This is a genomic window from Mumia sp. zg.B21 (assembly GCF_019550855.1).
GTDB lineage: Bacteria > Actinomycetota > Actinomycetes > Propionibacteriales > Nocardioidaceae > Mumia.
This window is the reverse complement of sequence record NZ_JAHWCJ010000001.1, coordinates 1625748-1649754: the sequence shown is the minus strand read 5'-3', so window position 1 is coordinate 1649754 and position 24007 is coordinate 1625748. Positions and strand designations below refer to the sequence as shown.

The window sequence follows — 24007 nt, the reverse complement described above, 5'->3', positions numbered from 1 at the left end:
AGACCATCCTCTCGGCGCTGCGAGGGGTGGCGCCGGCGGCGCCTCCCAGGGCCACGATCGTAGGCGCGGGTCGGCAGGTGCCTCCTGATCCGCCGCATCGCGGACATTCCGGGACGCCGTGGCTGCCGATCCTCCCCGATGCGCGGGGCGGGCTTGGGTCAGGACCCCGATGACGGATAGCGTCTGCGTCCATGCAGCGGATCACGGTCGTAGGCATCGGTGCGGACGGCTGGGACGGGCTCGCGATGGAGTCGCGGCGCCTCGTCCGGGAGGCCGAGGTCGTCATGGGCGACAAGAGGCATCTCGACTCCGTCCCCTGGTCGTGGTGGCAGGCCAGGGTCGAGTGGCCGTGGCCGGTCGAGGAGGCGCTCCCGGGTCTGCTGGAGGAGCACGACGGCAAGCGCATCGTGGTCCTGGCCGCCGGAGACCCGCTCGTCGCGGGCATCGCGACCCCACTGGTGAACCTCGTCGGCGCCGACGACGTCGACGTGATCCCGACCGTCTCGTCGGAGTCTCTCGCCCGGGCGCGGATGCGGTGGTCGTTCGACGAGACCTCGCTGGTGTCGCTGCACGGGCGCGACGTCCGCCGCCTGCTCCCGCACCTCGCCCCGGGCCGCAAGCTCATCGTGCTGTCGTCGGACGGCGGCACCCCCGCGTCGGTCGCGGCGCTGCTCGTCACGCAAGGGTACGGCGAGACCGCCATGACCGTCCTCAGCGACCTGGGTGGCCTCGCGGAGTCCCGTACCGAGGCCACGGCCGCCGCGTGGCGCGACCGAGTCTCGGCGGAGGTCAACGTCATCTGCCTGGAGTGCGTCGCGGACGGGTCGCGCCGTTCTGCGATGTCGAGCGTGCCGGGGCTTCCCGAGGCCGCGTTCGGATCGGAGATCGCCCCGATCGGCCGCGATGCGCGTGCTGCGGCCCTGTCGCGCCTGGCTCCTGCGGGTGGTGACCTCCTGTGGGCGCTGGGTGCCGGTGCCGCCGCGGTCGCGATCGAGTGGCTGCGCAGCGAGCCCCTCGCCGCCGCGGTGGTCGTGGTCGGGGCTGACGAGGCCGTCGCGGTCAAGGAGAGCGCGGCCGACCTCGGCGTTCCTGAGCTGCGGATCGTCGAGGGCGCGGCACCTGCCGCGCTCGACGGTCTCGACGCCCCCGACGCGGTGTTCGTCGGCGGTGGGGCCGCCGACGCCCCGATCCTCGACGCGGTGCGAAGTGCCGTACGCCCCGGGGGTCGGCTGGTCGTCCAGGCGGCGTCCCTCGATGAGGAGGCGGCGCTGCTCGAGCTCTTCCGGGCGCACGACGGCGAGCTCGTGCGGATCGGCGTCGAGGAGGTCCTCCCCGCAGACTCGCTCGCGTGGACGCCGCGGCGGGCCGTCGTGCAGTGGAGCCTGGTGCGCTGACCCGGCTTGCCCTGCCGCCGCCCTGCCGCTAGGGCAGGAGGCGGTCGACCACCCGGCGGGAGACCTCCAACGTCAGCCCGAACACGACATGGCTCGCGGCCTCCCAGAGGACCGCGGAGCGCGGGAGGTCCCACGGGGGCTCCTGGATCTCGAGCACCGGGAGCGCGGTGCCGTGGGTCAGCGCGTAGAGCGCGAGCCCAGCCGGAGCCCCTCCGCCGCGGGCGACCCATGGCAGCGACGCCGCGGCCGCTCCGTACGCCGTGCCCGTCACAGCGCCGAACGCGTAGTGGATCGTCCGGCTGGCCCGGATCTTCTCGTCGGTGTCGAGGCCCGGGCCACCCCGCAGCTCGTCGACCTCCGCGGCGACCACAGCCGGGGGCATGTTCTCGGGTCGCCCCGCGGGGTCTGCACCGACCAGCCACTTCTGCCACGGCTCAGGCGGGAGCAGCCGCTCGGCGGCCCGCTGGAGGCCGGGTTCCGTCACCGCTTTGACGTACGACGCGGGCACCGATGCGAGGGCGCCGACCACCGCTCCGCGCAGGACTCCTCGAGCGCTCATCCGGTCACCGTACGCCCGGTGTGCCGATGGTGTCCGACGGTGAGACGGTCACGAGGACCGGGAGGTGGTCGGACGCCTGGCTCGTCCCCACGGCGGAGTCGGTGGCTGTCAGGTCCCCGGTGACGAGGAGATGGTCGATCCGCGCGGTCGGTCGGTCTGCCGGCGAGGTCGGCCCGGCGCCGCCGAGCCCGTCGACGAGGCCGACGTCGAGGAGCATCTCGTACGCGGCGCTGCCGGGCTGGGTGTTGAGATCGCCGCCGAGGACCAGCGAGAAGCCGTCGTCCAGACGGTCCCGGAGGGCGTCGGCCAGATCGCCGGTCTGCTCACGGACACCCTCGTCGCCGTCGTGAGGTTGGAGGTGCGTGGAGACGAACCACGTCGGCACGCCGGAGACGTCGAGCCGGACCGAGAGCGCCTGGGCGCCGGTGACCGCACCGTACGACGGCAGCGGCGTGCCTACGGCCTCGTCGATCGGGAAGCGGCTGAGCACGGCGTCGCCCCACACCGGGTCGGCGGCGGGGGCGAAGACGCTGTCCCGGTCGAGGAGCCTGGCGAGGATCGCCAGCTGGTCCTGGCCGCCGTTGAGGTACCAGCCACGGTCGACCTCGCTGAGGAGTGCCACGTCGGCCTCCTTCAGCACCTCGGCGACGCGGTCCGGACGGAAGGTCCCGTCCATGCCGTACCCCATGCGCAGGTTGTACGCCGCGACACGTGCGGCACCGGGCGCACCGTCGGTCGGACCGCCGCCCTCCAGCGGACGCACGGTGACCGCCGGGCCGAGCGCCGCGGCCAGCACGGAGGCGACGGCGGCGAGGACGAGGACCGGAGTGCGCGGTCGTCGGTCGCGGGCATCCGGGGCGCGCGAGGCGCTGGTCGTCGCCGCGGCGACACCGACCGCTGCCGCCGTGGCGACCACCACCAGATCGGCGCGATAGCCGAGGTCGTAGCCGGCGTAGTAGACGAACAGCAGCACGACCCAGACCAGCGCGCCCCACCCGACCGCCGACGGGGACGCCGGCGTGCCCTGGGACGACGCGGCCCAGAGCGTCGCGAGCGCCGGCAGCCCGACGGCGTACGCGACGACGACCCACGGTGGACTCGTGGCCGGGACGCCGTCCCGCTGGACGGTGACGAGGAGGACGAGCGCCACGGAGGCGACCAGCGCCGCTGCCGCGACCCATGTTGCCGCCGGGGAAGGGCGGGTGCCGGCGAGGGCGACGGCCAGCACCCCCGCCGCCGCGAGCACCGCCAGCCCGCCCGTGCCGGCGACCGCGCTCGCTCGGCCGGCGTCGGCGACGACGATCCCCGCGAGCAGCACACCGGGCATCAGCAACCAGGCGAACCGACGCCCGGCGGCGGGCGACGGCTCACGGTTGCGAGCGCCGTACGTGCCGAGGCAGGCCAGCGCCACCTGCACGACGAGCAGCGCCCATCCCCAGGCGTCGTCCCGCCAGACCGCACCCCACGTGCCGAGCGCCGCATGGGTCGTCACCGAGATCGCCAGGCCGGTCACGGTGCCGACCACGGCCACGTCGCCGTACCGTGCGACCGCGAGCGCAAGCCACACGAGGGAGGCGACGAGTCCCACCGAGGCGAGGACCAGCTGAGGGCGGCCGCCGTCGCCCAGCTGGAGACCGGCCCGGGCGACGACCGCGACGGCGAGCGCGGCCACGAGGGTGACCCCCGCTGCGCGCCGCGCGGTGAGCCCGACGACGACCACCGCGACCACCACGCATCCGAGCGCGTACGCCCCCATGAGCTCGGGAGGCGTGGTGGCGGCCTGACCGAAGATCGTGATCAGCGACGGCGCCCAGACCCGGACGACGTCGACGAGGATCCACACCGCCGCGGCCATCGCGAGCAGGGCGGACGTGCGAGGGCGGACCAGCGACATGAAGGAGTTCTACCGGAGCCGCGGGAGCAGCCGCCAGAGCCGACGTGGCTCGGGGTGCCGCTCGATCACCCTTCGGCGCCGAAGAGCGCCGCCAGTACGTCGACCAGCTGCTCGGGCGCTTCCTCGGCCATGTGGTGGGACGAGTCGATGACCGCGCCGCCCCGGACGTCGTCGGCCCAGGTCTTCCAGACCTCCACCGGGTCGCCGCCCAGGTCGTCGAGGTCCTCACCGGCGGACCACGCGACGAGCAGCGGGGGACGGAGGCGCCGACCCGCGTCGCGGTCCTCCTCCTCGTCACGGCGGTCGACGGTCAGACCTGCTCGATAGTCCTCGAGCATCGCCCGGACCACGTCCGGGTCGCGGGTCGCCGCGCGGAACTCCGCATAGTTCTCGTCGCCGAGCTCCTCAGGTCCTCCCGCGTACCAGCTGTCGGGGTCGGCGTTGATGACTCGCTCGGGCGTCTCGGGCTGGGCGAAGAAGAACCAGTGGAACCACCGCGTCGCGAAGCCGGGCGTGATCCGTCGCAGGTGCTCGCTGATCGGGATGCAGTCCAGCAGGGCGAGCCGGTCCACGACCTGGGGGTCGTCCATCGCCAGCCGGAACGCGACGTAGCTGCCACGGTCGTGCCCCGCGAGGTGGAAACGCTCGATCCCGAGCCGCCGCACTGCTCCCAGGATGTCGGCGGCCATCGCGCGCTTGGAGTGAGCGGCGTGGTCGGGAGTCGGCGCGGGTCCGCGGGAACGACCGTACCCACGGAGGTCCGGACAGACGACGGTGAACCCGCGCTCGACCAGACCTGGCGCCACCCGGTGCCAGGTGGAGGACGTCCGCGGATGCCCGTGCAGGAGGACGACCGCAGGCCCGGAGCCGCCGTGGCGTACGAAGACCTCGCTGTCGTCGAGGTGGACGACACTGGTCTGGAAGCCTTCGAACACGGCAGCATCATCGCGCAGACCGACGGCGGCGGCAGGCCCCCACGGGGTGGGCTACCCTGAGGGCGGCATCAGGGGAAGCCGGTCGAAGTCCGGCGCTGACCCGCAACCGTAGGCCTCATCCGAGGCGAGCCGGAGCACCTGCTGCCACTCCGGGTCCGAACCGTGACCTGGAGCCACCTCCTGACGCTGCCGAGGAAAACGGGCTGTGCCCGTCGCAGCAGGAAGGATGCGTCATGCGTATGCGCGCTGCCGCCACCGCCCTACTCATCGCCGCGGCCCTGCCGCTCACGGCGACCGCACTCCCCGCCCACGCCGCCGATGGTGTCTGTCCCGATGCCGACGGCACGACCGTCGTCGTCGACTTCACCGATCTCGGGGGCGACGTCGAGGTCGGCTGCGCCGAGGACTCCGACGGGATGACCGGCATGCAGGCCCTGGAGGCCGCCGGCTTCGAGATGACGCCCGTCACCGCCAGCGGGATGACGGGGGCGTGCCGCATCGACGGGCAGCCCGCGGCCGACGACACGCTCGACGTCGGTGGACGGGACTACGTCGAGAAGTGCCAGCAGTTCCCGCCCGGCGGCGCCTACTGGTCCTACTACGCCGCCCCGGCCGACGGCGACTGGGCCTATGCGCAGGCCGGTGCCGACACCACCAAGGCGGTGCCGGGCGGCTTCGAGGGGTGGCGCTACCAGCTCAACCAGCCGGTCGACTCGGCCCCGATGCCGGACTTCGACCCGGCGAACCCGCCGACGGCCGCGGCGAGCGACACGGCCGACGACGCGGATGACGCCGATTCCGCTGAGGATGGCGGCTCGATCGTCTGGATCGGCCTCGGCGTCGCGGTCCTGGTCGCCGTCGCCACCGGGTTCGCGCTCGTGCGGCGTCGTCGCAGCGAAGACGCCTGAGCCGTGCCCGAGCGTCGCGCCCGGCGCGACCTGCACCCCGGAGCCTGGTGGGTGTGGGCGCTCGGGCTCGCCGTCGCGGCCAGCCGCACCTTCGACGTCCTCCTTCTCGGACTGATCATCGGCGTCGCCGCGCTGATGGTCGCGGCGCGGCGTCCGGTCGCGCCGTGGGCGATGTCGTTCCGGCTCTACCTCTGGCTGGGCGCGGTGGTGGTCGTGATCCGGGTCCTGTTCGGCGTTCTTCTCGGGGGAGCGTCGACCGGGACCGTGGTCCTCGACCTGCCGCAGGTGCCGCTGCCGTCGTGGGCGGACGGGATCAGACTGCTCGGACCGGTGACCTGGGAGTCGTTGCAGCGGTCGTTCGCGGTCGGGCTGCAGCTGGCGGCGCTCATCATCTGTGTCGGCGCTGCCAACTCGCTGGCCAACCCCCGCCGGCTGCTGAAGTCGCTCCCGCCGGCGCTGTACGAGGTCGGGGCGGCGGTCGTGGTCGCCCTGACGCTCTTCCCTCAGCTGGCGGAGAGCATCGGACGCGTACGGCGAGCGCGCCGCCTGCGCGGTGACACCGGCCGCAACACGCGAGCGCTGCGCGCCGTGGTGATCCCCGTGATGGAGGACGCTCTCGAGCGGTCGATGCGGCTCGCGGCCTCGATGGACGCGCGCGGCTACGGACGCAAGGGCTCCGCGAGCCGCGGCAGCCGTACCCTCAGCGGCGCCCTCCTGCTCGTCGGGCTGATGGGTGTCTGCGTCGGCGTGTACGCGACGGCGGACCTCACGGCGCCGCGGCTGCTCGCGGCGCCGGTGCTGGTGAGCGGCTTCGCGGTCGCCGGGGTCGGGTTCTGGTTGTCGGGGCGCACGGTCGGGCACACCCGCTACCGGCCCGACCCGTGGCACGGGTGGGAGTGGTTCACGGCCGGCTGCGGCGTCGTGGCCGCGGCAGCGTTCTTCGGGTCGTACGAGCTCGACGCGCTCACCCTCGCCGGGCTCGTCGTCGCCGCGCTGCCTGCCCTGGTGACGCCGGAGCCCACCTCGCCGTACGCCGCCCTGCATGCGACGGCGGCCGTGCCTGCAGCCGCGGGGGTGGCGGCGTGATCGCGATCGAGGGCGTGACGTTCTCGTACGACGGCGCGGCCCGGCCGGTCCTCCGCGATGTCGACCTGCACGTCGAGGAGGGTGAGCTGGTCGTCGTCACGGGGCCGACAGGCGCCGGCAAGTCGAGCCTCCTCGGGCTGCTCAACGGGCTCGTGCCGTACTTCACCGGTGGTCACCTCGAGGGCACGGTCACGGTCGGCGGGCTCCGGACGCAGGACCATCAGCCGCGCGAGCTCGCTGCCACCGTGGGCTGGGTCGGACAGGACCCGCTCGCCGGCTTCGTCACCGATACGGTGGAGGAGGAGCTTGCGTACGGGATGGAGCAGCTCGGGGTCGACCCGCAGGCGATGCGGCGGCGTGTCGAGGAGACGCTGGACCTGCTCGGCATCGCCGACCTGCGGGGGCGTTCCCTCCGGTCGCTCTCCGGCGGGCAGCAGCAGCGGGTCGCGATCGGGTCGGTCCTCACGATGCACCCGCCCGTGCTGGTGCTCGACGAGCCGACGTCCGCGCTCGACCCGACGTCGGCGGAGGACGTGCTCGCGACGCTGGCCCGGCTGGTGCACGACCTGGGGACCACGGTCGTCCTCGCCGAGCACCGGCTCGAGCGGGTGGTCCCGTTCGCCGACGTCGTGGCGTACGTCGGGACGGACGGCTCCGTCGTCGCGGGGGCCCCGGCGTCCGTGCTGGCCACGAGCCCTGTCGTCCCCCCGTTGGTGGACCTCGGCCGGTTCGCGGGGTGGGAGCCGCTGCCGTTGACCGTCCGCGAGGCGCGCCGTGCCTCGACGACGCTGCGCAAGGCTCTCTCCGACGCGCCCCCGCCCACGTCGTCCCGTCAACGCGGATGGGACGGAGGGCTGCTGACTGCTCGCGGGGTCGCGGTGCGGTACGGGCCGCTGCACGCCGTACGGAAGGTCGACCTCGACCTCCCCGCCGGGTCGGTCACGGCGCTGATGGGCCGCAACGGATCGGGCAAGTCGACGCTCCTCTGGGCGCTCCAGGGATCGGGCGAGCGGCACGGGGGAGACGTCCGCGTCCTCGGCGACGACCCGGCGACACTCTCCCGCAAGGACGCGCGCCGTCGGGTCGGCCTCGTCCCGCAGACCGCGAGCGACCTCCTCTACCTCGAGTCGGTCGCCGCCGAGTGTGCAGCATCCGACGCCGAGGCGGACACCGCCGAAGGCACCTGTGCCGCGTTGCTCACGCGCCTGGCCGGGCCGATCGACCCGGCCACGAACCCGCGCGACCTCTCCGAGGGCCAGAAGCTCGCGCTCGTCCTCGCCGTGCAGCTCACCGCGGCGCCGCAGGTGGTCCTCCTCGACGAGCCGACGCGTGGCCTGGACTACACGGCGAAGACGGCCCTCGCCGAGGTTCTGCGCGGTCTCGCTCGCGAGGGAGGTGCGGTGCTGGTGGCGACCCACGACGTCGAGTTCGTCGCGGAGGTCGCCGACCGGGCGGCGGTGATGGCTCAGGGCGAGCTGATCGCCTCAGGGGACGTACGGCAGGTGCTCGCGACGTCGCCCGCCTTCGCGCCGCAGGTCGCGAAGGTCCTCGGGCAGCCGTGGCTCACGCTCCGCGACGTGCGCGAGGCGTTGGAGGACCGGTCGTGACCGCCGTCGCGCTCCGGCCGCGCTCCACCGCGGTGCTCGTCCTCGTCTCCGTCGCCGGCCTCGCGATGTTCGGCTGGCCGCTGCTGTTCGAGCCGGGGTCGGGTCAGCAGGACGCCCAGAGCCCGATGTACTTCGTCCTGCTCCTGCCCCTGCTCCTCCTCATCGTGCTCGCCGAGCTGTCCGAAGGTGGGATGGACGCCAAGGCGCTGGCGATGCTCGGCGTCCTCTCGGCGATGCAGTGCGGGATGCGAGCGCTGAGTGCAGGGACGGCCGGGCTCGACCTGGTCTTCTTCCTGCTGGTCCTCGCCGGACGGGTCTTCGGGCCAGGTTTCGGCTTCCTGCTCGGGTGCACGTCGTTGTTCGCCTCGGCCCTGCTGACCGCGGGCGTCGGGCCGTGGCTGCCGTTCCAGATGATGTGCGCGGCGTGGCTCGGGATGGGCGCCGGCCTGCTGCCGAGGAGGATCACCGGGCGCTGGGAGATCGCGATGCTCGCCGCGTACGGCGTGTTCTCCGCGTACTTCTACGGGGCGCTGCTCAACCTGTGGTTCTGGCCGTTCCTCGCCGGGGTCGACACGAGCGGGGAGCAGGGCCTCGCGTTCGTCCCCGGCGCGTCGCTGGCCGAGAACCTCGGGCGCTTCTTCTGGTTCACCCTGCTCACGTCGAGCGGCTCGTGGGACACCGGCCGTGCGATCACGAACGCCGTCGCGATCGTGGTGATCGGCCCGGCCGTGCTGCTCACCCTGAGACGGGCGGCGCGGCGTGCGTCGTTCGGCCGTACGCCGACGTTCGGTGCCCGGAGCGCGGACGACCCCGCGGTGAGACCGGTCACGAGTGGGCCGGAGGCGCCTTTTTCGCCCGTACGCTCGGGGAAGTGACAGCAGAGACGACCGTGTCCGGCGCGCCGGTGACCGTGGCGATCACCCGCCGGATCGACCCGTCGACGGTCGACCAGGTCGTCGCGTGGGTGCATGCCGGCTCGGCGCTCGCCGAGCGGTTCGAGGGCTTCCTCGGCACGGGGTGGATGCGGCCCAGCGTGGTGTCCGACGAGTGGCACATGCTCTATCGGTTCGCCGACGCCGACAGCCTCGCGCACTGGGAGGCGTCTCCGCAGCGCCGCTGGTGGCTCGACGCCGGCAAGGACATCGTCGAGGACCAGCACGCGGAGCGCCGCACGGGCATCGAGGGCTGGTTCGACCCGCCTCAGGACTACGACGTCGAGGACCTCAGGCCGCTGCCGGCACCACCGCCCCGATGGAAGCAGGCGACGCTGATCTGGGTCGGTTTCTTCCCGCTGTCGCTGCTGCTGGGCACGGTGCTGCACTTCCTGTGGCCAGACCTCCACATCGTCGCCCGCACCCTGCTGACGACCCTCGTCGCGACCCCGATCATGACCTACGCGGTGCTGCCCGCCGTCACGTCGACGTTCGAGTGGTGGCTGCACGGACGGTCGCCACGCTCCCGCGGCCCGCTCGAGGGTTAGCTCAAGAACCCGCGCAACAACGCCGCGGACCCGGCCAGGTGCTCGTCCATCGCGGCCGCCGCGCGGTCCGCGTCCCCCGCCAGGACGGCGATCACGATGGTCTCGTGCTGTTCGTCGGAGTGGGCGATGTTGCGGGGGAGCAGCGGGATGTCGTCGAGCAGGACGTTGACGCGCGTCCGGGCGTCGGCCACCAGCGGGAGCAGGGACGGCGAGCCGGCGAGCTCCGCGAGGGTGAGGTGCAGCCGCGAGTCGAGGCGCCGGTAGTCCGCGGGCGACGAGCCGCGCACGTCCTGCAGACGTGACCACAAGGCCTCGCGCTCGGCCGAGGTGAGGGTCCGGCCGGCAGCCATCCGTACGGCACCGACCTCGAGGATCTCGCGCAGCCGGAGGACGTCGTCGAGCTCGCCCGCGGAGATGGCCGGCGACTCGCGCCCGGTGCCGCGCGGCAGCTCGTCGACGACGAACGTGCCGCCGTAGCGGCCGCGGCGCCGTACGAGGTAGCCGGCGTCGGTCAACGACCGGATCGCCTCGCGGACCGTGTCGCGGCTGACGCCGAGCCGCAGCGCGAGGTCGCGCTCCGCCGGCAGCGAGTCACCCGGCGCGACGACGCCGAGACGCACCGTCTGGAGGAGGCGCGAGACGGTGTCCTCGAACGCGTTGCCGGTGCGCACGGGGCGCAGCAGCGCGTCCTCCACGCCGCCGTCCTCGGCCCCGTCGGACGGTGCGGTGCTCATCGCCGCGACCTTATCCCGGCTCGCTCACGAGGGCGCTGTCAGAGGGGCGTGACGTAGGCCGAGCTGATGCCGCCGTCGACCATGAACGTGGTCGCGGTGACGAAGGACGCGTCGTCGCTGGCCAGGAACGCCACCGCCGCCGCGATCTCCGCCGGCTCGGCGAACCTGCCTGCGGGCACGTGCACGAGTCGGCGGGCCGCGCGCGCGGGGTCGGCGGCGAACAGCTCCTGCAGCAGCGGCGTGTTGACCGGGCCGGGGCAGAGCGCGTTGACCCGGATGCCCTGGCGCGCGTACTGCACGCCCAGCTCGCGGGACAGGGCGAGGACTCCTCCCTTGGAGGCGGTGTAGGAGATCTGCGAGGTGGCCGACCCCATCACGGCGACGAACGAGGCCGTGTTGACGATCGACCCCCGGCCCGCGGGCACCATGTGACGCAGCGCCGCCCGGCACGAGAGGAAGACCGACGTCAGGTTCACGTCTTGGACGCGCTTCCACGCGTCGAGGTCGGTGACCTCGATCAGGTCGTCCTCCGGCGGCGAGATGCCGGCGTTGTTGAACGCGACGTCGACCGCGCCGTACGCGTCGGCCGCCGCGTCGAAGAGCGCGTCCACCTGTGCCTCGTCGGCGACGTCGACGGCGACGAAGAGGCCCCCGACCGACGCGGCCGCCTCCTTGCCCGCGGTGTGGTCCACGTCGCCCACGACGACGCGGGCGCCCTCGGCGGCCAGCCTGCCGGCGGCGGCGAGGCCGATCCCGCTCGCACCACCGGTGACGACCGCGACCCTGCCGGCGAGTCTCTGTGTCAGGTCGAGCGGGCTCATGCGGACTCCTCCGGTGCTGGGCCGTCGTCGACGGCGATGAAGACGTTCTTGGTCTCCGTGAACGCGAACGGGGCGTCCGGACCCAGCTCGCGCCCGATCCCCGACTGCTTGAAGCCGCCGAACGGGGTGGTGTAGCGGACCGAGGCGTGCGAGTTGACCGAGAGGTTGCCGGCCTCGACCGCCCGGGCGACCCGTACGCCGCGCGAGAGGTCGCGGGTCCAGAGGGACCCCGACAGGCCGTACGCGGTGGCGTTCGCGAGCGTGATCGCGTCGGCTTCGTCGCGGAACCGTTGCACGGTGACGACCGGACCGAAGATCTCCTCGACGACGGCGGGGTCGGTGCGCGACTCAGGTGTGAGCACCGTCGGGGCGAACCAGTTGCCCGGCCCGTCCGGCGCCGAGCCGCGGAAGGCGACCGGCGCGTCGTCGGGGACGTAGGAGGCGACCTTCTCCCAGTGCGGTCGCGACACCAGCGGACCCATCTCGGTCTCCTCGTCGGCAGGATCACCGACGCGGACCGCGGCGACCGCGGGCTCGAGCAGCTCCATGAACCGGTCGTACGCCGACTCCTCGACGAGGATCCGGCTCCGGGCGCAGCAGTCCTGGCCGGCGTTGTCGAACACGCCGTACGGGGCGGTGGCCGCGGCGCGTTCGAGATCGGCGTCGGCGAAGACGATGTTGGCGCTCTTGCCGCCGAGCTCCAACGTCACGGCGGTCACGGTCGGCGCGGCGGCGGCCATCACGCGGGCACCCGTCACGGTGGAGCCGGTGAAGACCACCTTGCCGACGCCGCGGTGGGTCACGAGGCGCTCGCCGACGACCGCGCCCGAGCCGGGCAGCACCTGCAGGAGCCCGTCGGGGAGCCCCGACTCGGTCGCGAGCTCACCGAGCCGGATCGTCGTGAGTGGTGTCCACTCCGCCGGCTTGACGAGCACCGCGTTGCCGGCCGCGAGCGCCGGCGCGAACCCCCACGACGCGATCGTCATCGGGAAGTTCCACGGGGTGATCACGGCGACGACACCGATCGGGTCGGCGAAGGTCAGGTCGATGCCGCCGGCGACCGGGATCTGACGCCCGAAGAGCCGCTCGGGCGCGGCGGCATAGTAGGTGAGGACGTCGGCGACGTGCCCCGCCTCCCAGCGTGCCTGTCCGACGGGGTGGCCGCTGTTGGCGACCTCGAGGGCGGCCAGCTCGGTGACGTGGGCGCGTACGACGGTGGCGAACGCACGGAGCCCGTCGGCCCGTGCGGCGGGCGCGAGGCGCGACCACGTCCGCTGCGCCGAGCGGGCGCGAGCGACGGCAGCGTCGACCGCCTCGGCGTCCACCAGCTCGACCGTGGCGAGGACCGAGCCGTCGGCGGGGTTGTGGACCTCGGTGGTGGTCATGTGCGCACGCCGCTCCGGTCGGCGGCCGCGCCGACCAGCGCCGCGAACAGCCGAAGGTCGTCGAGCGTCTCCTCGGGGTGCCACTGGACGGCGACCACGAACGTCGCCGCCGGCATCTCGACGGCTTCCACCGTGCCGTCGTCGGCCCGGGCGGCGGCGACGAGACCGTCACCGAGCCGGTCGAGGCCCTGATGGTGGTAGCACTGGCCGTCGACGGCGTCGCCGACGATGGTCGCCAGCCTCGTGCCTGCCACGACCGTCGCGGAGGTCGTCGAGAAGGTCGCGTCGCCGAGCTGGTGGCGCGGGTGCCCGACGACGTCGGGAAGGTGCTGGTGCAGCGTGCCCCCGAGGGCCACGTTGAGCACCTGCGCGCCTCGGCAGATGCCGAGGACGGGAAGGTCGCGGGCGAGCGCGCCGTCGAGCAGCGCGCGCTCCCACGCGTCGCGGTCGTGCCGGGGCTCGTCGGTGAGCGGGTGCGGCCGTTGTCCGTACGACGCGGGGTCGAGGTCCTTGCCGCCGGTGAGGACGAGCCCGTCGAGGCGGTCGAGCATCTGCTCGGCGCCCTCGGGCGGCTGGGGCGGGAGGAGGGCGGCGACCCCGCCGGCAGCCGTCACACCGTCGACGTAGATCCGAGGGAGGAACGACGCCTGCACGTCCCACACGCCGGTGACCGACTGCTCGAGATACGTGGTGAGGCCGATGACGGGTCGGACCTCAGAGCCGCTCAAAGCCACGCACCCGCTCCCAGTCGGTGACCGCGGCGTCGAACGCCGTCTGCTCGACCCGCGCGTTGTTGAGGTAGTGGTCGACGACGTCGTCGCCGAACGCGTCCCGGGCCACCTTGGACTCCGCCAGCAGCGCCGCCGCCTCGCGCAGCGTGGTCGGGAGGTGCTCGGCCTCACTGGTGTAGGCGTTGCCGGTGAGGGGGTCCGCCAGCTCGAGGCCGGCGTCCATGCCGTGGAGGCCACCGGCGATCAGCGCCGCCACGGCGAGGTAGGGGTTGACGTCACCGCCGGGCGCCCGGCACTCCATGCGCATCCCGTGCCCGTGGCCGACCACGCGGAGCGCGCAGGTTCGGTTGTCCAGCCCCCAGGCGACCGCGGTGGGCGCGAAGCTGCCTTCGGCGAAGCGCTTGTAGGAGTTGATGTGGGGCGCGTAGAACATCGTCAGCTCGCGCATCGTCGCGAGCTGGCCGGCGAGGAAGTGACGGAACGTCTCCGACATCCCCTCCGGACCGCTGTCGTCGGCGAAGACCGCCGTGCCGTCGTCTCCGCGCAGCGAGAGGTGGATGTGGCACGAGTTGCCCTCGCGCTCGTCGAACTTCGCCATGAAGGTGAGGCTCTTGCCGTGCTGATCGGCGATCTCCTTGGCGCCGTTCTTGTAGATCGTGTGGTTGTCGCAGGTGGTGAGCGCGTCGGCGTAGCGGAAGGCGATCTCCTGCTGGCCGAGGTTGCACTCACCCTTGACGCCCTCCGAGTACATCCCCGCCCCGTCCATGCCGCGACGGATGTCCTGCAGCAGCGGCTCCATCCGGGTCGAGGCGTGCATCGCGTAGTCGACGTTGTAGTCGCTGGCGCGAGCGAGGTCGCGGTAGCCCTTGGCCCACGCGTCGCGGTAGCCGGTGTCGAAGACCATGAACTCGAGCTCGGTGCCGGCGTACGGGACGAGGCCCCGCTCGGCGAGTCGGGCGATCTGCTCCTGGAGGACGGCGCGTGGTGACGGTGCGACGGCGCCGCGGCTGTGGTCCTCGAGGTCCGCGATGACCAGTGCGGTCGAGGCGAGCCACGGGACGCGCCGGAGCGTGGGGAGGTCCGGACGCATCACCATGTCGCCGTAGCCGGTCTCCCAGCTCGACATCGCGTAGCCGTCGACCGTGTTCATGTCGACGTCGACAGCGAGCAGGTAGTTGCAGCACTCGGCGCCGTGTTCGGCGACCTCCTCGAGGAAGAGTCGTGCCGACACCCGTTTGCCGGTGAGCCGTCCCTGCATGTCACCGAACGCGACGATCACCGTGTCGATGTCACCGGTGCGGACGTCGTTGCGCAGCTCCTCCAGCGTCAGGTTTCCCGACGACACACCCATGGTCTCCTCCTCGGCCCGGCGTCTGCTCAGTCAATCACGCCCGGCCGACCATTGGGACCCGTCAAATGCTGCGATCTCATGGTGCTCGACCAGAATTTGGCCAGCCAAAGGTATGTCCAAGCGACCATTGACGGGTCTAACCTCGGTCCAAGCAACGGCCCTCCCGACAGGAGACAGCGATGTCCGGTGACAAGCTCTCGGCGTCGGGAGCGACCTACTCCCACGCCCAGGACGGCTACTTCGAGAAGCGCCAGCTCAAGCGCTCGGCCGGCTTCTGGGGGCTGTGGGGCATCGGCGTGGGCGCCGTGGTCTCCGGCGACTTCTCGGGCTGGAACTTCGGCCTCGACGCCGCAGGGTGGGGCGGGCTGCTCGTCGCCAGCATCATCATCGTCGTCATGTACTTCGGGATGCTGTTCTCGATCGGCGAGATGTCGGCCGCGATGCCGCACACCGGGGGCGCCTACTCGTTCTCCCGGGCGGCGATGGGTCCGTGGGGCGGCTTCGTCACCGGGCTGGCGGAGACCATCGAGTACGTCTTCACCACCGGCGTGATCGTGCTCTTCTCGGCCGGCTACGCCAACGCGATCACCGCCGAGCTGATCGGGCTCGACCTGAGCGACACCATGTGGGTCTGGTGGATCTTCCTCTATGCCGTGTTCATCGCGCTCAACTCGGTCGGCGCGGAGATCTCGTTCAGGTTCGCGATCGTGGTCTCGATCATCTCCATCGGTGTCCTCGTCCTGTTCGCCGTCCTCGCGTTCGCCAACGGGGCGGTCGACGTCGGCAACCTCCTCGACATCGCACCGGAGGACGGCAACTCCGACTTCCTGCCGTTCGGCTGGGAGGGCGTCCTCTATGCGTTGCCGTTCGCGATGTGGTTCTTCCTGGGGATCGAGGAGCTGCCGCTGGCGGCGGAGGAGGCCCACGACCCGCAGAAGGACATCCCCCGCGCTGGGATCGGGGGCCTGGTGACGCTCGTCGCGACCGGCGGCCTGGTGCTCTTCCTCAACCCGGCCGTCACCGGGTCGGAAGCGATCCGCGACTCCGACGAGCCGCTGCTGGACGGCTTCCGCGCGTTCCTGTCGGCCGACCTGGCTGCGCTCTTGTCGGCGTTCGCGCTGATCGGCCTGCTGGCGAGCCTGCAGGGCATCATGTTCGCGTACGGCCGCAACATGTTCTCCCTGTCGCGGGCCGGCTACTACCCCAAGTTCCTCTCGCTCACCGGCTCACGTCAGACGCCGTGGGTGGCGCTGGTCGCCGGTGCCGTCATCGGCCTGGTGGCGCTCTTCGTCGTCGACCTCGTGGGCGACGCCGCCGGCGACATCGTGCTCAACATCGCCGTCTGGGGCGCGGTGCTCGCCTACTTCCTCCAGATGGTCGCGTTCCTGCTGCTGCGGCGGAAGTTCCCCAACGCCGTACGCCCGTACGTCAGCCCGGTCGGGCGGACCGGCGCAATCGTCGCCGCCGTGATCGCCGCGGTGACGTTCGTGGGCGTGCTGCTCAACCCGGACTACCGTCCGGCCGTCGTCGCCATCGTCGTCATCTACGTCGTGATGCTGGCGATCTTCGCGGTCTGGGGACGCCACCGCCTCGTCCTCTCGCCGGAGGAGGAGTACGCGGTGACCGGCGGCCTCCACGGCTACGACCCGGCGAGCGAGGGACTCGGTGGGACCATCGAGGACGAGATCCTCAAGGGCCGCACCGAGTGACCCCGCTCGCGGGCTAGATGGAGCCGTCTGTCACGGGACGAGGACGACCTTGCCGAGCGCCTCGCGCGCGTCGATCATCTCGAGGGCGCGGGCCGCGTCCTCGAGCGGGAAGCGCCCGCCGATCGGGGGCGCGAGGGCGCCGGACTCGAGGTGCGGTACGAGCTCCTGCCACTGCGCAGCGACGTAGCCGGGGCGCTTCATCACGTACGCCCCCCATCCGACGCCGCGGATGTCGATGTTGTTGAGGAGAAGCCGGTTGACCTTCACCTCAGGGATGTCGCCGGCGGTGAAGCCGATGACGAGGAGGCGGCCGTCGTCCTTGAGGCTGCGCAGGGAGTCGGTGAACCGGTCGCCGCCGACCGGGTCGATGACGAGGTCCACGCCGTGCCCGCCGGTCAGGTCCTTCACCGCCTCCTTGAAGCCGTCGGCCAGCACGTACGAGTCTGCCCCCGCGGCCACGGCGACCTCCCCCTTGGCATCGGTGGAGGTGACCGCGATGACCTGGCCGGCGCCGTACGCCTTCGCGACCTGGATCGATGCCGTGCCGACGCCGCCGGCCGCGCCCTGCACCAGGACGGACTCGCCGTTGCGCAGGTGCCCGCGCTTGAGCAGCGCGAAGTGCGCGGTGAGGTAGTTGAGCGGGACGCCCGCTCCCTCCTCGTACGAGACGTTGTCCGGGAGGTGGAACGTCATGTCGACGCCGGACACCGCTCGCTCGGCGAAGCCGCCGAGCATCGGGAAGGCGGCGACGCGGTCACCGGTGGAGAAGCCCGAGCCGGACGGTGCCGACACGACTTCCCCGGCGACCTCCGAGCCTGGCACGAAGGGGAGCGGGGGCTTGAGCTGGTAGAGGCCGCGGGTCTGGAGGACCTCGGGGAAGGACACGCCCGACGCCTTGACGTCGATGACGATCTGCTCCGGACCCGGCTCGGGAGCGTCGATGTCGACGACCTCGACGGCGGAGGGGCCTTCCAGGGATGTGATCTGCACTGCACGCATGACCGGAGCCTACCTAAGCGGGCGCTTAGTCGTCAGGAGGAGCGGGCGTGGAGGGTGACGACGGCACCGTGCTCGGGGACGTGGGTGATGTTGCGGACCACGGAGACCTCCTCCGCGTCCACGCTCACGCGGTAGCGCGTCAGGATCTCCTTGAGCACCGCCGTCCCTTCCATCAGCGAGAAGCCGGCTCCGAGGCAGCGTCGCACGCCGCCCCCGAACGGGATCCACGTGCCGGGCGCGATGTCGTCGTCGAGGAACCGGCGCGGCCGGAAGCGTGCAGGCTCAGGGAAGCTGGCGTAGGTGAAGTGGGCGCCCGCGATCGACGGCGAGACGACCGTGCCGGCCGGCAGGTCCCACGGCCCGACCCGCTGCGGTGTGGTCAGACGCCGGGCCACCGAGTCGATCACGGGGTGCCGCCGCATCGCTTCTTTGAGGCAGGCCTCCACGAACGCGTCGTCACCGGTGTCGGCGGCGCGGAGCGCCTCGTCCTGGACGTCGGGGTTGGCGCCCAGCTCGTACAGCGTCCACGAGAGCGCCGACGCGGTCGTCTCGTGGCCGGCGAGGAGGAGGGTGACGAGCTGGTCTCGCAGCTCGGCGTCGGTGAGGGGTGCCAGGTCTCCCTCGACGCCGACCTGGAGGAGGCGCGACAGCACGTCGGTGCGCGCATCGAGGTCCGACACCTGGCGGCGCGCGGCGATCTCGGCGTACAGGATGCGGTCGACCGCCGCCTGGTTGTCGAAGTAGCGCTTCCAAGGCCCGAGTGACCTCAGCCTCGGGAAGATCCAGCCGACGAACATCGTCGGTCCGATCTCGACCATCCGGCGGATGCGGGGGCGCAGGGCGCCGAGCGTCTTCTCGTCGGTGACGCCGAAGACCACCTGGAGGATCACCTCGAGCGTGAGGGCGTTCATGCGCTCGTGGGTCACGAGGCGCTCGCCGTCGTGCCAGCGGTCGACCTCCTCCTTGGCGAGCGACTCGACGAGACCGCGGTAGCCCCGCAGGGACGCGCCGTTGAAGGCCGGCATGAGGAGCTTGCGGGCGCGCATGTGCTCGGCCTCGTCGGTGAGCAGGACCGAGTGCTCGCCCATCACCGGACGCAGCACCTGGTTTCCCTCGCCGGCATGGAGGTCGCGGGGGTCGCCGGCGAAGACCTGCTTGATGTGCTCCGGCGCGCTGATCGTCGCGATCGTACGAGGGCCGGGATGGATGCGGATCGTGTACGCCGGCCCGTAGCGCCGTACGAGCATCCGCATGAACGGCGTCCGGAACCCGAGGAAGGCCACCGTCTGGACCGAGGCCGGCCAGCGCGGGCCGGGGGGCAGGCTCATGCCGCGACCGGCTCGTCTCGGCGCGCCCGCGCGAACACGTAGTCCTGCTCGCGGACCGTCCGGGTCTCCCACCAGTACTGGAAGGTGAACTTCGGCCAGATCGTGCGGTTGTTGCCCTGGGAGTCGAGATACCAGCTGGTGCAGCCGCCCTGGGTCCAGATGCCCTTCGTGACTCGGGCCTGGATGTCGGCGTTGTACGCGTCCTGCGCGAGCCGGGTCGGCTCCATGGCGTCGGCCCGCAGCCTGTCCATCGTGCTGAGGGAGCGAACGATGTACTTCGCCTGCTGCTCGATCATGAACACCACGGAGTTGTGACCGAGGGCCGTGTTGGGGCCGAGCATCAGGAACAGGTTGGGGAAGTTGTTGACGTTGATGCCGAGGTAGGTCTCCACGCCGCCCTCGGCGAACTGGTCCGACAGCTGTACGCCGCCGCGTCCGCGGATGTCGAGGTGGTCGTAGGCGTCGACGACGTGGAAGCCGGTGCCGTAGACGATCACGTCGGCCTCGTGCAGCGTGCCCGCGAGGTCGACGACACCCTCCGGCACGATCCGGGCGATGCCGGTCGTCTCGAGCGTGACGTCGTCGCGGTTGAAGGTCCGGTAGTAGTCGTTCGACTGGAGGACGCGCTTGCATCCCAGCCGGTAGTCGGGGGTGAGCTTCTCTCGCAGGGCCGGGTCCGGGACCTGCCGGGCGATGTGCGCCGCGACGACACGCTCGGCGATCCGCAAGATGGCGGGCACGTGTCCGTTGAACGTGATCGCGCGGGACTCCAGCGCCCAGTAGAGCGCGTCGCGGTAGGCGCGGTTCGCGCCCGGGACCTTCTGCAGGAACGCCTGCTTGCGCGGGCTGATCGGCTTGTCGCGCTTGGGCAGCACCCACGGAGCGGTGCGCTGGAACAGGGTGAGGTGCGAGGCCTGCTCGGCGATGATGGGCACGAACTGGACGGCGCTCGCCCCGGTGCCGATCACGGCGATCCGCTTGCCACGGAGGTCGAGGTCGTGGTCCCACTCGGCGGAGTGGAAGCGTGCACCGGCGAAGGTCTCGGCACCGTCGATGTACGGCACGTTGGGGATGTGGAGCCCGCCCATGCCGGAGACGAGGACGCGCGCGTCGTACACGTCGCCGTCGGCGGTGTGGATCTGCCAGCGGCGGCGGTCGTCGTCCCAGTGCGCTCCGACGACCTCCTTGCCGAAGTGGATGCGCTTGCGGATGCCGCGCTCGTCGGCGACCTTGCGCATGTAGTCCCAGATCTCGGCCTGGCCGGAGAACGACTTCGACCAGCGCGGGTTGAGCTCGTACGAGAACGAGTACATGTGGCTCGGGACGTCGCACTCGCACCCCGGGTAGGTGTTGTCGCGCCAGGTGCCCCCGACCTCGTCGGCCTTCTCGAGGATCACGAAGTCGTCGCGACCGGCCTCCTCGAGCTTCATGGCCATGCCCATACCGGAGAAGCCGGAGCCGACGATGACGATATCTTGGGTGATCACGACTCAGATACTAATGGTATCCGAGAGGGATGCAACACTCTTGATGTCACATTCTTTCCCGGCAGGAGAGGTCGATGCCCACACGAGCAGAACGCCAGGCGCAGACGCGTGAGGCACTGGTCGGCACCGCACGATCCCTCTTCCTCCACGACGGCTTCGCCGCCACGAGCCTCGACCGGGTTGCCGTCGAGGCCGGGTTCTCCAAGGGCGCGGTCTACTCGAACTTCAAGAGCAAGGAGGAGCTCGGGCTCGCCGTCCTCGACGAGATCCACCGCGAGATGGTGGCCGAGGTCGTCGAGGCACTCAGCATCGCCACGGCGTACGAGGACGCACTGCACGCCCTCGAGGGATGGCTGAAGGTGCGTCTCGGACAACCGCGCTGGACGGCGCTCGAGGTCGAGTTCGCGGCGGTCGTGCGGACCAGCCCGTTCGTCGCCACCGAGCTCGCGACCCGGCACCGGCAGATCCGCGCCTCCATCGCCTCGCTGCTCGTGGAGCTCCAGCACCGCACCGGGATGCGCCTCGCGCTGCCGGCCGACCAGGTCGCGCTCGTCCTCCTGAGCCTCGGCATCGGCCTCGGCGCGCAGCGGTCGCTCGACCCGGGCCTGGACGTGCATGCGTTCACCGCCACGATCCGCTCGCTGCTGCTCCCCCCGGACGCGGACTGAGGTCAACCACCCAGCGCCGCGACGACCGCCGAGCTCAGAACGCGCTGACCGTGTCCGGCATCCGCTCGCGGCGCGTGAGAGCGCTGATGATCGCGGCCTGGCCGTGCCGCTCGGTCGCGAGCTCGGCCAGCAGGTGGAGGACGGGCAGGTAGACGTCGTCGGGGAACGGCGGCGTCGGCACGTCGATGCTCCGAGCGAGGTCGTCGGCGTGCACGACGATCTCGACCATCCGCGTGAGCAGGAAGTCGGGGCGCCGCAGACTCCAGCCCTGCCACGGGATCGCGACGACCTCCGCCGCGCCGCCGTCCCGCAACAGCCGGCCTACGGCGCTGACGGTGTCGCTGCACCGGTCCCGCATCGCTGCGAACCCCTGCGACGCCTCGTCCGCGTCGGTGCTCCGGTCGTGCGCCGGATCGCTGAGATCCGTCGTGCGCACCCAGGCGGCGCGCCGGTAGTGCTCACCGGCGTCGCGCAGCGGAGCGTCTGGTGAGTCCATCACGAGGACCGCGGCGGCACGCGCACTCTGCCTCCCGAGGTGGCAGGCCAGCATCCCGACCGTCATCTCGGGCAGCGCGCTCCGCGCGTCCCAACGGCTCGCGACCTCGGGCCGCGTCACGAGGTGGAGGGCGAGGTGCGCTGCGGTCACGAAGGCGTCGTCGCAGGAGTCCATGCGACGCGATCGTAGGCGGGACTGCACGGGGACGACCTCCGACGCGGGCACGTCCGTGGTGATGACGGGACTGCGGCGCGCCACCCGCCCTCGCGCTCGTCACACCGGGCGGGGTGGGGTGACGGCGGACACGGCGGCAGGATGAGGGCATGACCTCGACGCCACGCTGGTTCACCGACACCTCCGACGGGCACTCCCAGTGGTACATCGATCGCTTCCGCACCATGGAGCGCGAGGGTGTGGATCTCGGCGGTGAGGCCCGTCTCGTGAACGCGCTGGTCCCGCCGGGTGCTCGGATCCTGGATGCCGGCTGCGGTCCTGGGCGGATCGCGGCGCGTCTGCACGCCGCCGGCCACGACGTGGTGGGCGTCGACGTCGACCCCGCACTCATCGCGGCCGCGGAGGAGGACCATCCCGGTCCGGAGTGGCGGGTCGCCGACCTCGCCACGCTGGACCTCCCCGGCGACCCGTTCGATCTCGTCGTGTGCGCGGGCAACGTGATGATCTTCCTCGCCCCCGGGTCGGAGCGCGCCGTGCTCGAACGCCTGCGGGTGCACGTCCGCCCCGGTGGCCGGATCGTGCTCGGCTTCCGGACCGACCGGCCGTACGGGCCTGCGGACCTGGACGTCGACGCCGCTGCGGTCGGCCTCGTCGTCGAGCAACGGTTCGCGACGTGGGACCTCGTGCCGTACGACGACGACGCCGACTTCGCCGTCACGCTCCTGCGCGTCCCCGAGTGACGGGGGACGACTGGCGTCCGGCGCTGGCCTCGCTCGGGCCGTACTTCTCGCTCGACCCGGCGCCCGCCGACCCTGCCGCCGCGGGATGGCGTCCGTTCGAGGATCTGCTGCAGCCGGGGCCGCTGGAGGAGCGGACCGCGTACACCCGCGCGTCCCTGGCCGGGCTCGCCGGTGGTGAGGTCGAGGAGCGGGTGGCGGCATCGACGGTGTCGCTCGGGCTGTTCTCCCGGCTGCTGTCCCCGGTCGTCGGCGCGGCGGCACTCGGGGTGGCGGCCCCGCCGCTGGCGCTGGGCACGGTGTGGTGGCGGCCGTTCGAGACGGGACCCTGGCCGCTTGCGGTCGAGCGCGCCGGCCAGCCGGGGGGGCTCGACGAGGCCCTCTCCGTCCTCGTGGACCGCTTCGCCACCGGCTTCGGACTCTCACGCACGATCCTCTGGGGCAACGTGTCCTCCGCGCTGTTCGGAGCGGTCGCGGGCCTGCGGGCGAGCCGGCCCGACCTCGTGCCCGCGGCCACCGCGTTCGCCCTCGCCACGCTCGGCCGACCTCCGTACGCCGGCACCGGCGACGTCGTCCGCGGCACCTTTGTCCGGCGGTCGTGCTGCCTCTACTACCGCGTGCCGGGCGGCGGCTACTGCGGCGACTGCGTCCTGACGCGATGAGCTCCCGCATTGCGATCTCGGTCGCCGTCCTCGGTGTGGTCGCGGCCGGACTGGCCGCGCGGGTCGTCGCGCCCGCACCGCTTGCCGGGCCGCTCGGGGACACGCTCTACGCGACCGTCGTCGTCCTGGTCGTCGTGGCTGTCCGGCCGCGGACGTCGCCTCTCGTGGCGACGCTCGTCGGCTTCGCGGTGTGCGTCGCCGTCGAGCTCTTCCAGCTCACCGGTGTGCCGGCGGCGATGGCCGAACGCGTGCCCGCGGCACGTCTCGTGCTGGGGACGACGTTCTGGGCACCGGATCTGCCGTGTTACGCCGTCGGCGCGGCGCTGGGTGGCGTGCTCTGTGCGACCTGCTTCTCGTACCGGCGGCACGGCACGGGGAACCGGCCCCCGGCGACCTCTGCCTCGTACGTGAAGCCGCCGGCGTCGACCCACCCGGACCGCTCGTAGAAGCGTCGCGCCCGCAGGTTGCCGGGGGCAACCGCGAGCCACGAGCGGGTGTGACCGGCTGCGGCGACCTGCCGCTCGGCCTCCGCGAGCAGCACAGGGGCGACGACGCGGCCCCGGTACGCGCGGTCGACATAGACCTGCTCGACCTCGTCACCGTCCACGATCACGAACCCCGCCACCGTGTCGTCGACCACGGCGACCGTCATGTCGGCGATCCGGGCGAGCGTGCGCTCCTCGAACGACGCCGAGGTCCGTGCCGCCACCAGCGCGTCCGGGACCTGGCCGAGATGGCCGTCGCCCCAACCCTCGTGCCAGATCTTCGCCAGCGTCGACGCGTCCTCCACCCGTGCGGGACGCAGCTGCGGACTCATGCTGGTCAGGCTAGGGGTGCCGCGTGTCCGGCGGCGCCGACCCGG

General features: G+C 72.2%; 23 protein-coding genes, 1 pseudogene and 1 riboswitch. Of the genes and pseudogenes, 11 read left to right on the top strand and 13 right to left on the bottom strand.

Annotation, left to right across the window (positions count from 1 at the left end; genetic code table 11):
* Positions 1–191: 191 nt before the first annotated feature.
* Positions 192–1394, top strand: coding sequence for a precorrin-6y C5,15-methyltransferase (decarboxylating) subunit CbiE (cbiE, locus tag KV100_RS07955; protein WP_220342297.1), 1203 nt, complete (start codon positions 192–194; stop codon positions 1392–1394).
* 28 nt (positions 1395–1422) lie between these two features.
* Here the strand turns inward: cbiE and KV100_RS07950 are convergent, their stop codons facing one another.
* The 3 genes from KV100_RS07950 to KV100_RS07940 form a co-directional block, all read right to left on the bottom strand.
* Entirely contained in the window at positions 1423–1953 is a 531-nt protein-coding gene (locus tag KV100_RS07950; RefSeq protein ID WP_220342296.1) for a DUF1440 domain-containing protein, read from the bottom strand.
* A 4-nt stretch (positions 1954–1957) separates the two neighbouring features.
* Positions 1958–3847, bottom strand: coding sequence for an endonuclease/exonuclease/phosphatase family protein (locus KV100_RS07945; protein WP_220342295.1), 1890 nt, complete (start codon positions 3845–3847; stop codon positions 1958–1960).
* Positions 3848–3912: 65 nt separating this feature from the next.
* A complete protein-coding gene (locus tag KV100_RS07940; protein WP_220342294.1) occupies positions 3913–4782 on the bottom strand; it encodes an alpha/beta fold hydrolase in 870 nt (289 codons plus the stop codon).
* A gap of 46 nt (positions 4783–4828) precedes the next feature.
* Positions 4829–4943, top strand: a riboswitch (cobalamin riboswitch).
* Between the two features lie 72 nt (positions 4944–5015).
* On the opposite strand from KV100_RS07940, the gene KV100_RS07935 reads away from it, so the two are divergent.
* Genes KV100_RS07935 through KV100_RS07915 form a run of 5 tightly spaced genes read left to right on the top strand, consistent with a single transcriptional unit; the run spans position 5016 to position 9863 of the window.
* Complete coding sequence (locus tag KV100_RS07935) at positions 5016–5690, top strand: hypothetical protein (protein WP_220342293.1); 675 nt, start codon at positions 5016–5018, stop codon at positions 5688–5690.
* A 3-nt stretch (positions 5691–5693) separates the two neighbouring features.
* Positions 5694–6776, top strand: a complete 1083-nt coding sequence (locus tag KV100_RS07930) for an energy-coupling factor transporter transmembrane component T (RefSeq protein WP_220342292.1) — start codon at positions 5694–5696, stop codon at positions 6774–6776.
* Positions 6773–8383, top strand: coding sequence for an ABC transporter ATP-binding protein (locus tag KV100_RS07925; protein ID WP_220342291.1), 1611 nt, complete (start codon positions 6773–6775; stop codon positions 8381–8383). Before KV100_RS07930 ends, KV100_RS07925 begins: the two co-directional genes overlap by 4 nt.
* A complete protein-coding gene (locus tag KV100_RS07920) occupies positions 8380–9258 on the top strand; it encodes an ECF transporter S component (RefSeq protein ID WP_301022896.1) in 879 nt (292 codons plus the stop codon). Before KV100_RS07925 ends, KV100_RS07920 begins: the two co-directional genes overlap by 4 nt.
* On the top strand, positions 9255–9863 hold the full coding sequence (locus tag KV100_RS07915; RefSeq protein ID WP_308291385.1) for an antibiotic biosynthesis monooxygenase: 609 nt from the start codon (positions 9255–9257) through the stop codon (positions 9861–9863). The genes KV100_RS07920 and KV100_RS07915 overlap by 4 nt, the downstream gene beginning before the upstream one ends.
* Here the strand turns inward: KV100_RS07915 and KV100_RS07910 are convergent.
* The 5 genes from KV100_RS07910 to KV100_RS07890 are packed head-to-tail and all read right to left on the bottom strand — an operon-like array spanning position 9860 to position 14885.
* A complete protein-coding gene (locus tag KV100_RS07910; RefSeq protein ID WP_220342290.1) occupies positions 9860–10597 on the bottom strand; it encodes a FadR/GntR family transcriptional regulator in 738 nt (245 codons plus the stop codon). The two genes, KV100_RS07915 and KV100_RS07910, sit on opposite strands and share 4 nt — an antisense overlap.
* A 38-nt stretch (positions 10598–10635) precedes the next feature.
* A complete protein-coding gene (locus KV100_RS07905; RefSeq protein WP_308291395.1) occupies positions 10636–11403 on the bottom strand; it encodes a 3-oxoacyl-ACP reductase in 768 nt (255 codons plus the stop codon).
* Positions 11404–11414: 11 nt separating this feature from the next.
* On the bottom strand, positions 11415–12803 hold the full coding sequence (locus tag KV100_RS07900) for an aldehyde dehydrogenase (protein ID WP_220342288.1): 1389 nt from the start codon (positions 12801–12803) through the stop codon (positions 11415–11417).
* Positions 12800–13537, bottom strand: a complete 738-nt coding sequence (locus KV100_RS07895; protein WP_220342287.1) for a gamma-glutamyl-gamma-aminobutyrate hydrolase family protein — start codon at positions 13535–13537, stop codon at positions 12800–12802. The genes KV100_RS07900 and KV100_RS07895 overlap by 4 nt, the downstream gene beginning before the upstream one ends.
* On the bottom strand, positions 13518–14885 hold the full coding sequence (locus tag KV100_RS07890) for a glutamine synthetase family protein (protein WP_220342286.1): 1368 nt from the start codon (positions 14883–14885) through the stop codon (positions 13518–13520). The genes KV100_RS07895 and KV100_RS07890 overlap by 20 nt, the downstream gene beginning before the upstream one ends.
* 179 nt (positions 14886–15064) lie before the next feature.
* Here KV100_RS07890 and KV100_RS07885 point away from each other — a divergent pair, with 179 nt between their 5' ends.
* Positions 15065–16594, top strand: coding sequence for an amino acid permease (locus tag KV100_RS07885; RefSeq protein ID WP_220342285.1), 1530 nt, complete (start codon positions 15065–15067; stop codon positions 16592–16594).
* Positions 16595–16624: 30 nt separating this feature from the next.
* Here KV100_RS07885 and KV100_RS07880 read toward each other — a convergent pair whose 3' ends face one another.
* From KV100_RS07880 to KV100_RS07870, 3 genes are read right to left on the bottom strand one after another with little or no spacing between them, the layout of a single operon-like run.
* Positions 16625–17593 (bottom strand): NADPH:quinone oxidoreductase family protein, encoded by a 969-nt coding sequence (locus KV100_RS07880; protein WP_220342284.1) that lies wholly within the window; start codon positions 17591–17593, stop codon positions 16625–16627.
* 32 nt (positions 17594–17625) lie between these two features.
* Positions 17626–18921, bottom strand: a complete 1296-nt coding sequence (locus tag KV100_RS07875; protein ID WP_220342283.1) for a cytochrome P450 — start codon at positions 18919–18921, stop codon at positions 17626–17628.
* Positions 18918–20408 (bottom strand): NAD(P)/FAD-dependent oxidoreductase, encoded by a 1491-nt coding sequence (locus KV100_RS07870; protein WP_220342282.1) that lies wholly within the window; start codon positions 20406–20408, stop codon positions 18918–18920. The genes KV100_RS07875 and KV100_RS07870 overlap by 4 nt, the downstream gene beginning before the upstream one ends.
* A 74-nt stretch (positions 20409–20482) precedes the next feature.
* Between KV100_RS07870 and KV100_RS07865 the strand changes: the two genes are divergently transcribed.
* On the top strand, positions 20483–21076 hold the full coding sequence (locus tag KV100_RS07865) for a TetR/AcrR family transcriptional regulator (protein WP_220342281.1): 594 nt from the start codon (positions 20483–20485) through the stop codon (positions 21074–21076).
* A gap of 34 nt (positions 21077–21110) precedes the next feature.
* Here the strand turns inward: KV100_RS07865 and KV100_RS07860 are convergent, their stop codons facing one another.
* Positions 21111–21746, bottom strand: a complete 636-nt coding sequence (locus KV100_RS07860; protein ID WP_220342280.1) for a maleylpyruvate isomerase N-terminal domain-containing protein — start codon at positions 21744–21746, stop codon at positions 21111–21113.
* A 149-nt stretch (positions 21747–21895) separates the two neighbouring features.
* Between KV100_RS07860 and KV100_RS07855 the strand changes: the two genes are divergently transcribed.
* From KV100_RS07855 to KV100_RS20365, 3 genes and pseudogenes are all read left to right on the top strand, one after another.
* Positions 21896–22486 carry a bifunctional 2-polyprenyl-6-hydroxyphenol methylase/3-demethylubiquinol 3-O-methyltransferase UbiG gene (locus KV100_RS07855; RefSeq protein ID WP_220342279.1) on the top strand — a complete coding sequence of 197 codons (591 nt, stop codon included), beginning with the start codon at positions 21896–21898 and terminating at the stop codon, positions 22484–22486.
* Positions 22483–23145: a (2Fe-2S)-binding protein gene (locus tag KV100_RS07850; protein WP_220342278.1), complete on the top strand. Its 663-nt coding sequence runs from the start codon at positions 22483–22485 to the stop codon at positions 23143–23145. Before KV100_RS07855 ends, KV100_RS07850 begins: the two co-directional genes overlap by 4 nt.
* A pseudogene (locus KV100_RS20365) lies at positions 23142–23405 on the top strand (DUF2809 domain-containing protein); the annotation flags it as partial. The gene KV100_RS07850 and the pseudogene KV100_RS20365, both read left to right, overlap by 4 nt.
* A 44-nt stretch (positions 23406–23449) precedes the next feature.
* Here the strand turns inward: KV100_RS20365 and KV100_RS07845 are convergent.
* Complete coding sequence (locus tag KV100_RS07845; RefSeq protein WP_220342277.1) at positions 23450–23962, bottom strand: GNAT family N-acetyltransferase; 513 nt, start codon at positions 23960–23962, stop codon at positions 23450–23452.
* Positions 23963–24007: the final 45 nt, after the last annotated feature.

Bases quoted from the DNA above. Each gene is read 5' to 3' on its own strand.
- cbiE (WP_220342297.1), top strand. From the start codon at position 192: ATGCAGCGGATCACGGTCGTAGGCATCGGTGCGGACGGCTGGGACGGG.
- KV100_RS07950 (WP_220342296.1), bottom strand. From the start codon at position 1,953: ATGAGCGCTCGAGGAGTCCTGCGCGGAGCGGTGGTCGGCGCCCTCGCA.
- KV100_RS07945 (WP_220342295.1), bottom strand. From the start codon at position 3,847: ATGTCGCTGGTCCGCCCTCGCACGTCCGCCCTGCTCGCGATGGCCGCG.
- KV100_RS07935 (WP_220342293.1), top strand. From the start codon at position 5,016: ATGCGTATGCGCGCTGCCGCCACCGCCCTACTCATCGCCGCGGCCCTG.
- KV100_RS07910 (WP_220342290.1), bottom strand. From the start codon at position 10,597: ATGAGCACCGCACCGTCCGACGGGGCCGAGGACGGCGGCGTGGAGGAC.
- KV100_RS07900 (WP_220342288.1), bottom strand. From the start codon at position 12,803: ATGACCACCACCGAGGTCCACAACCCCGCCGACGGCTCGGTCCTCGCC.
- KV100_RS07890 (WP_220342286.1), bottom strand. From the start codon at position 14,885: ATGGGTGTGTCGTCGGGAAACCTGACGCTGGAGGAGCTGCGCAACGAC.
- KV100_RS07885 (WP_220342285.1), top strand. From the start codon at position 15,065: ATGTCCGGTGACAAGCTCTCGGCGTCGGGAGCGACCTACTCCCACGCC.
- KV100_RS07880 (WP_220342284.1), bottom strand. From the start codon at position 17,593: ATGCGTGCAGTGCAGATCACATCCCTGGAAGGCCCCTCCGCCGTCGAG.
- KV100_RS07875 (WP_220342283.1), bottom strand. From the start codon at position 18,921: ATGAGCCTGCCCCCCGGCCCGCGCTGGCCGGCCTCGGTCCAGACGGTG.
- KV100_RS07865 (WP_220342281.1), top strand. From the start codon at position 20,483: ATGCCCACACGAGCAGAACGCCAGGCGCAGACGCGTGAGGCACTGGTC.
- KV100_RS07860 (WP_220342280.1), bottom strand. From the start codon at position 21,746: ATGGACTCCTGCGACGACGCCTTCGTGACCGCAGCGCACCTCGCCCTC.
- KV100_RS07855 (WP_220342279.1), top strand. From the start codon at position 21,896: ATGACCTCGACGCCACGCTGGTTCACCGACACCTCCGACGGGCACTCC.
- KV100_RS07845 (WP_220342277.1), bottom strand. From the start codon at position 23,962: ATGAGTCCGCAGCTGCGTCCCGCACGGGTGGAGGACGCGTCGACGCTG.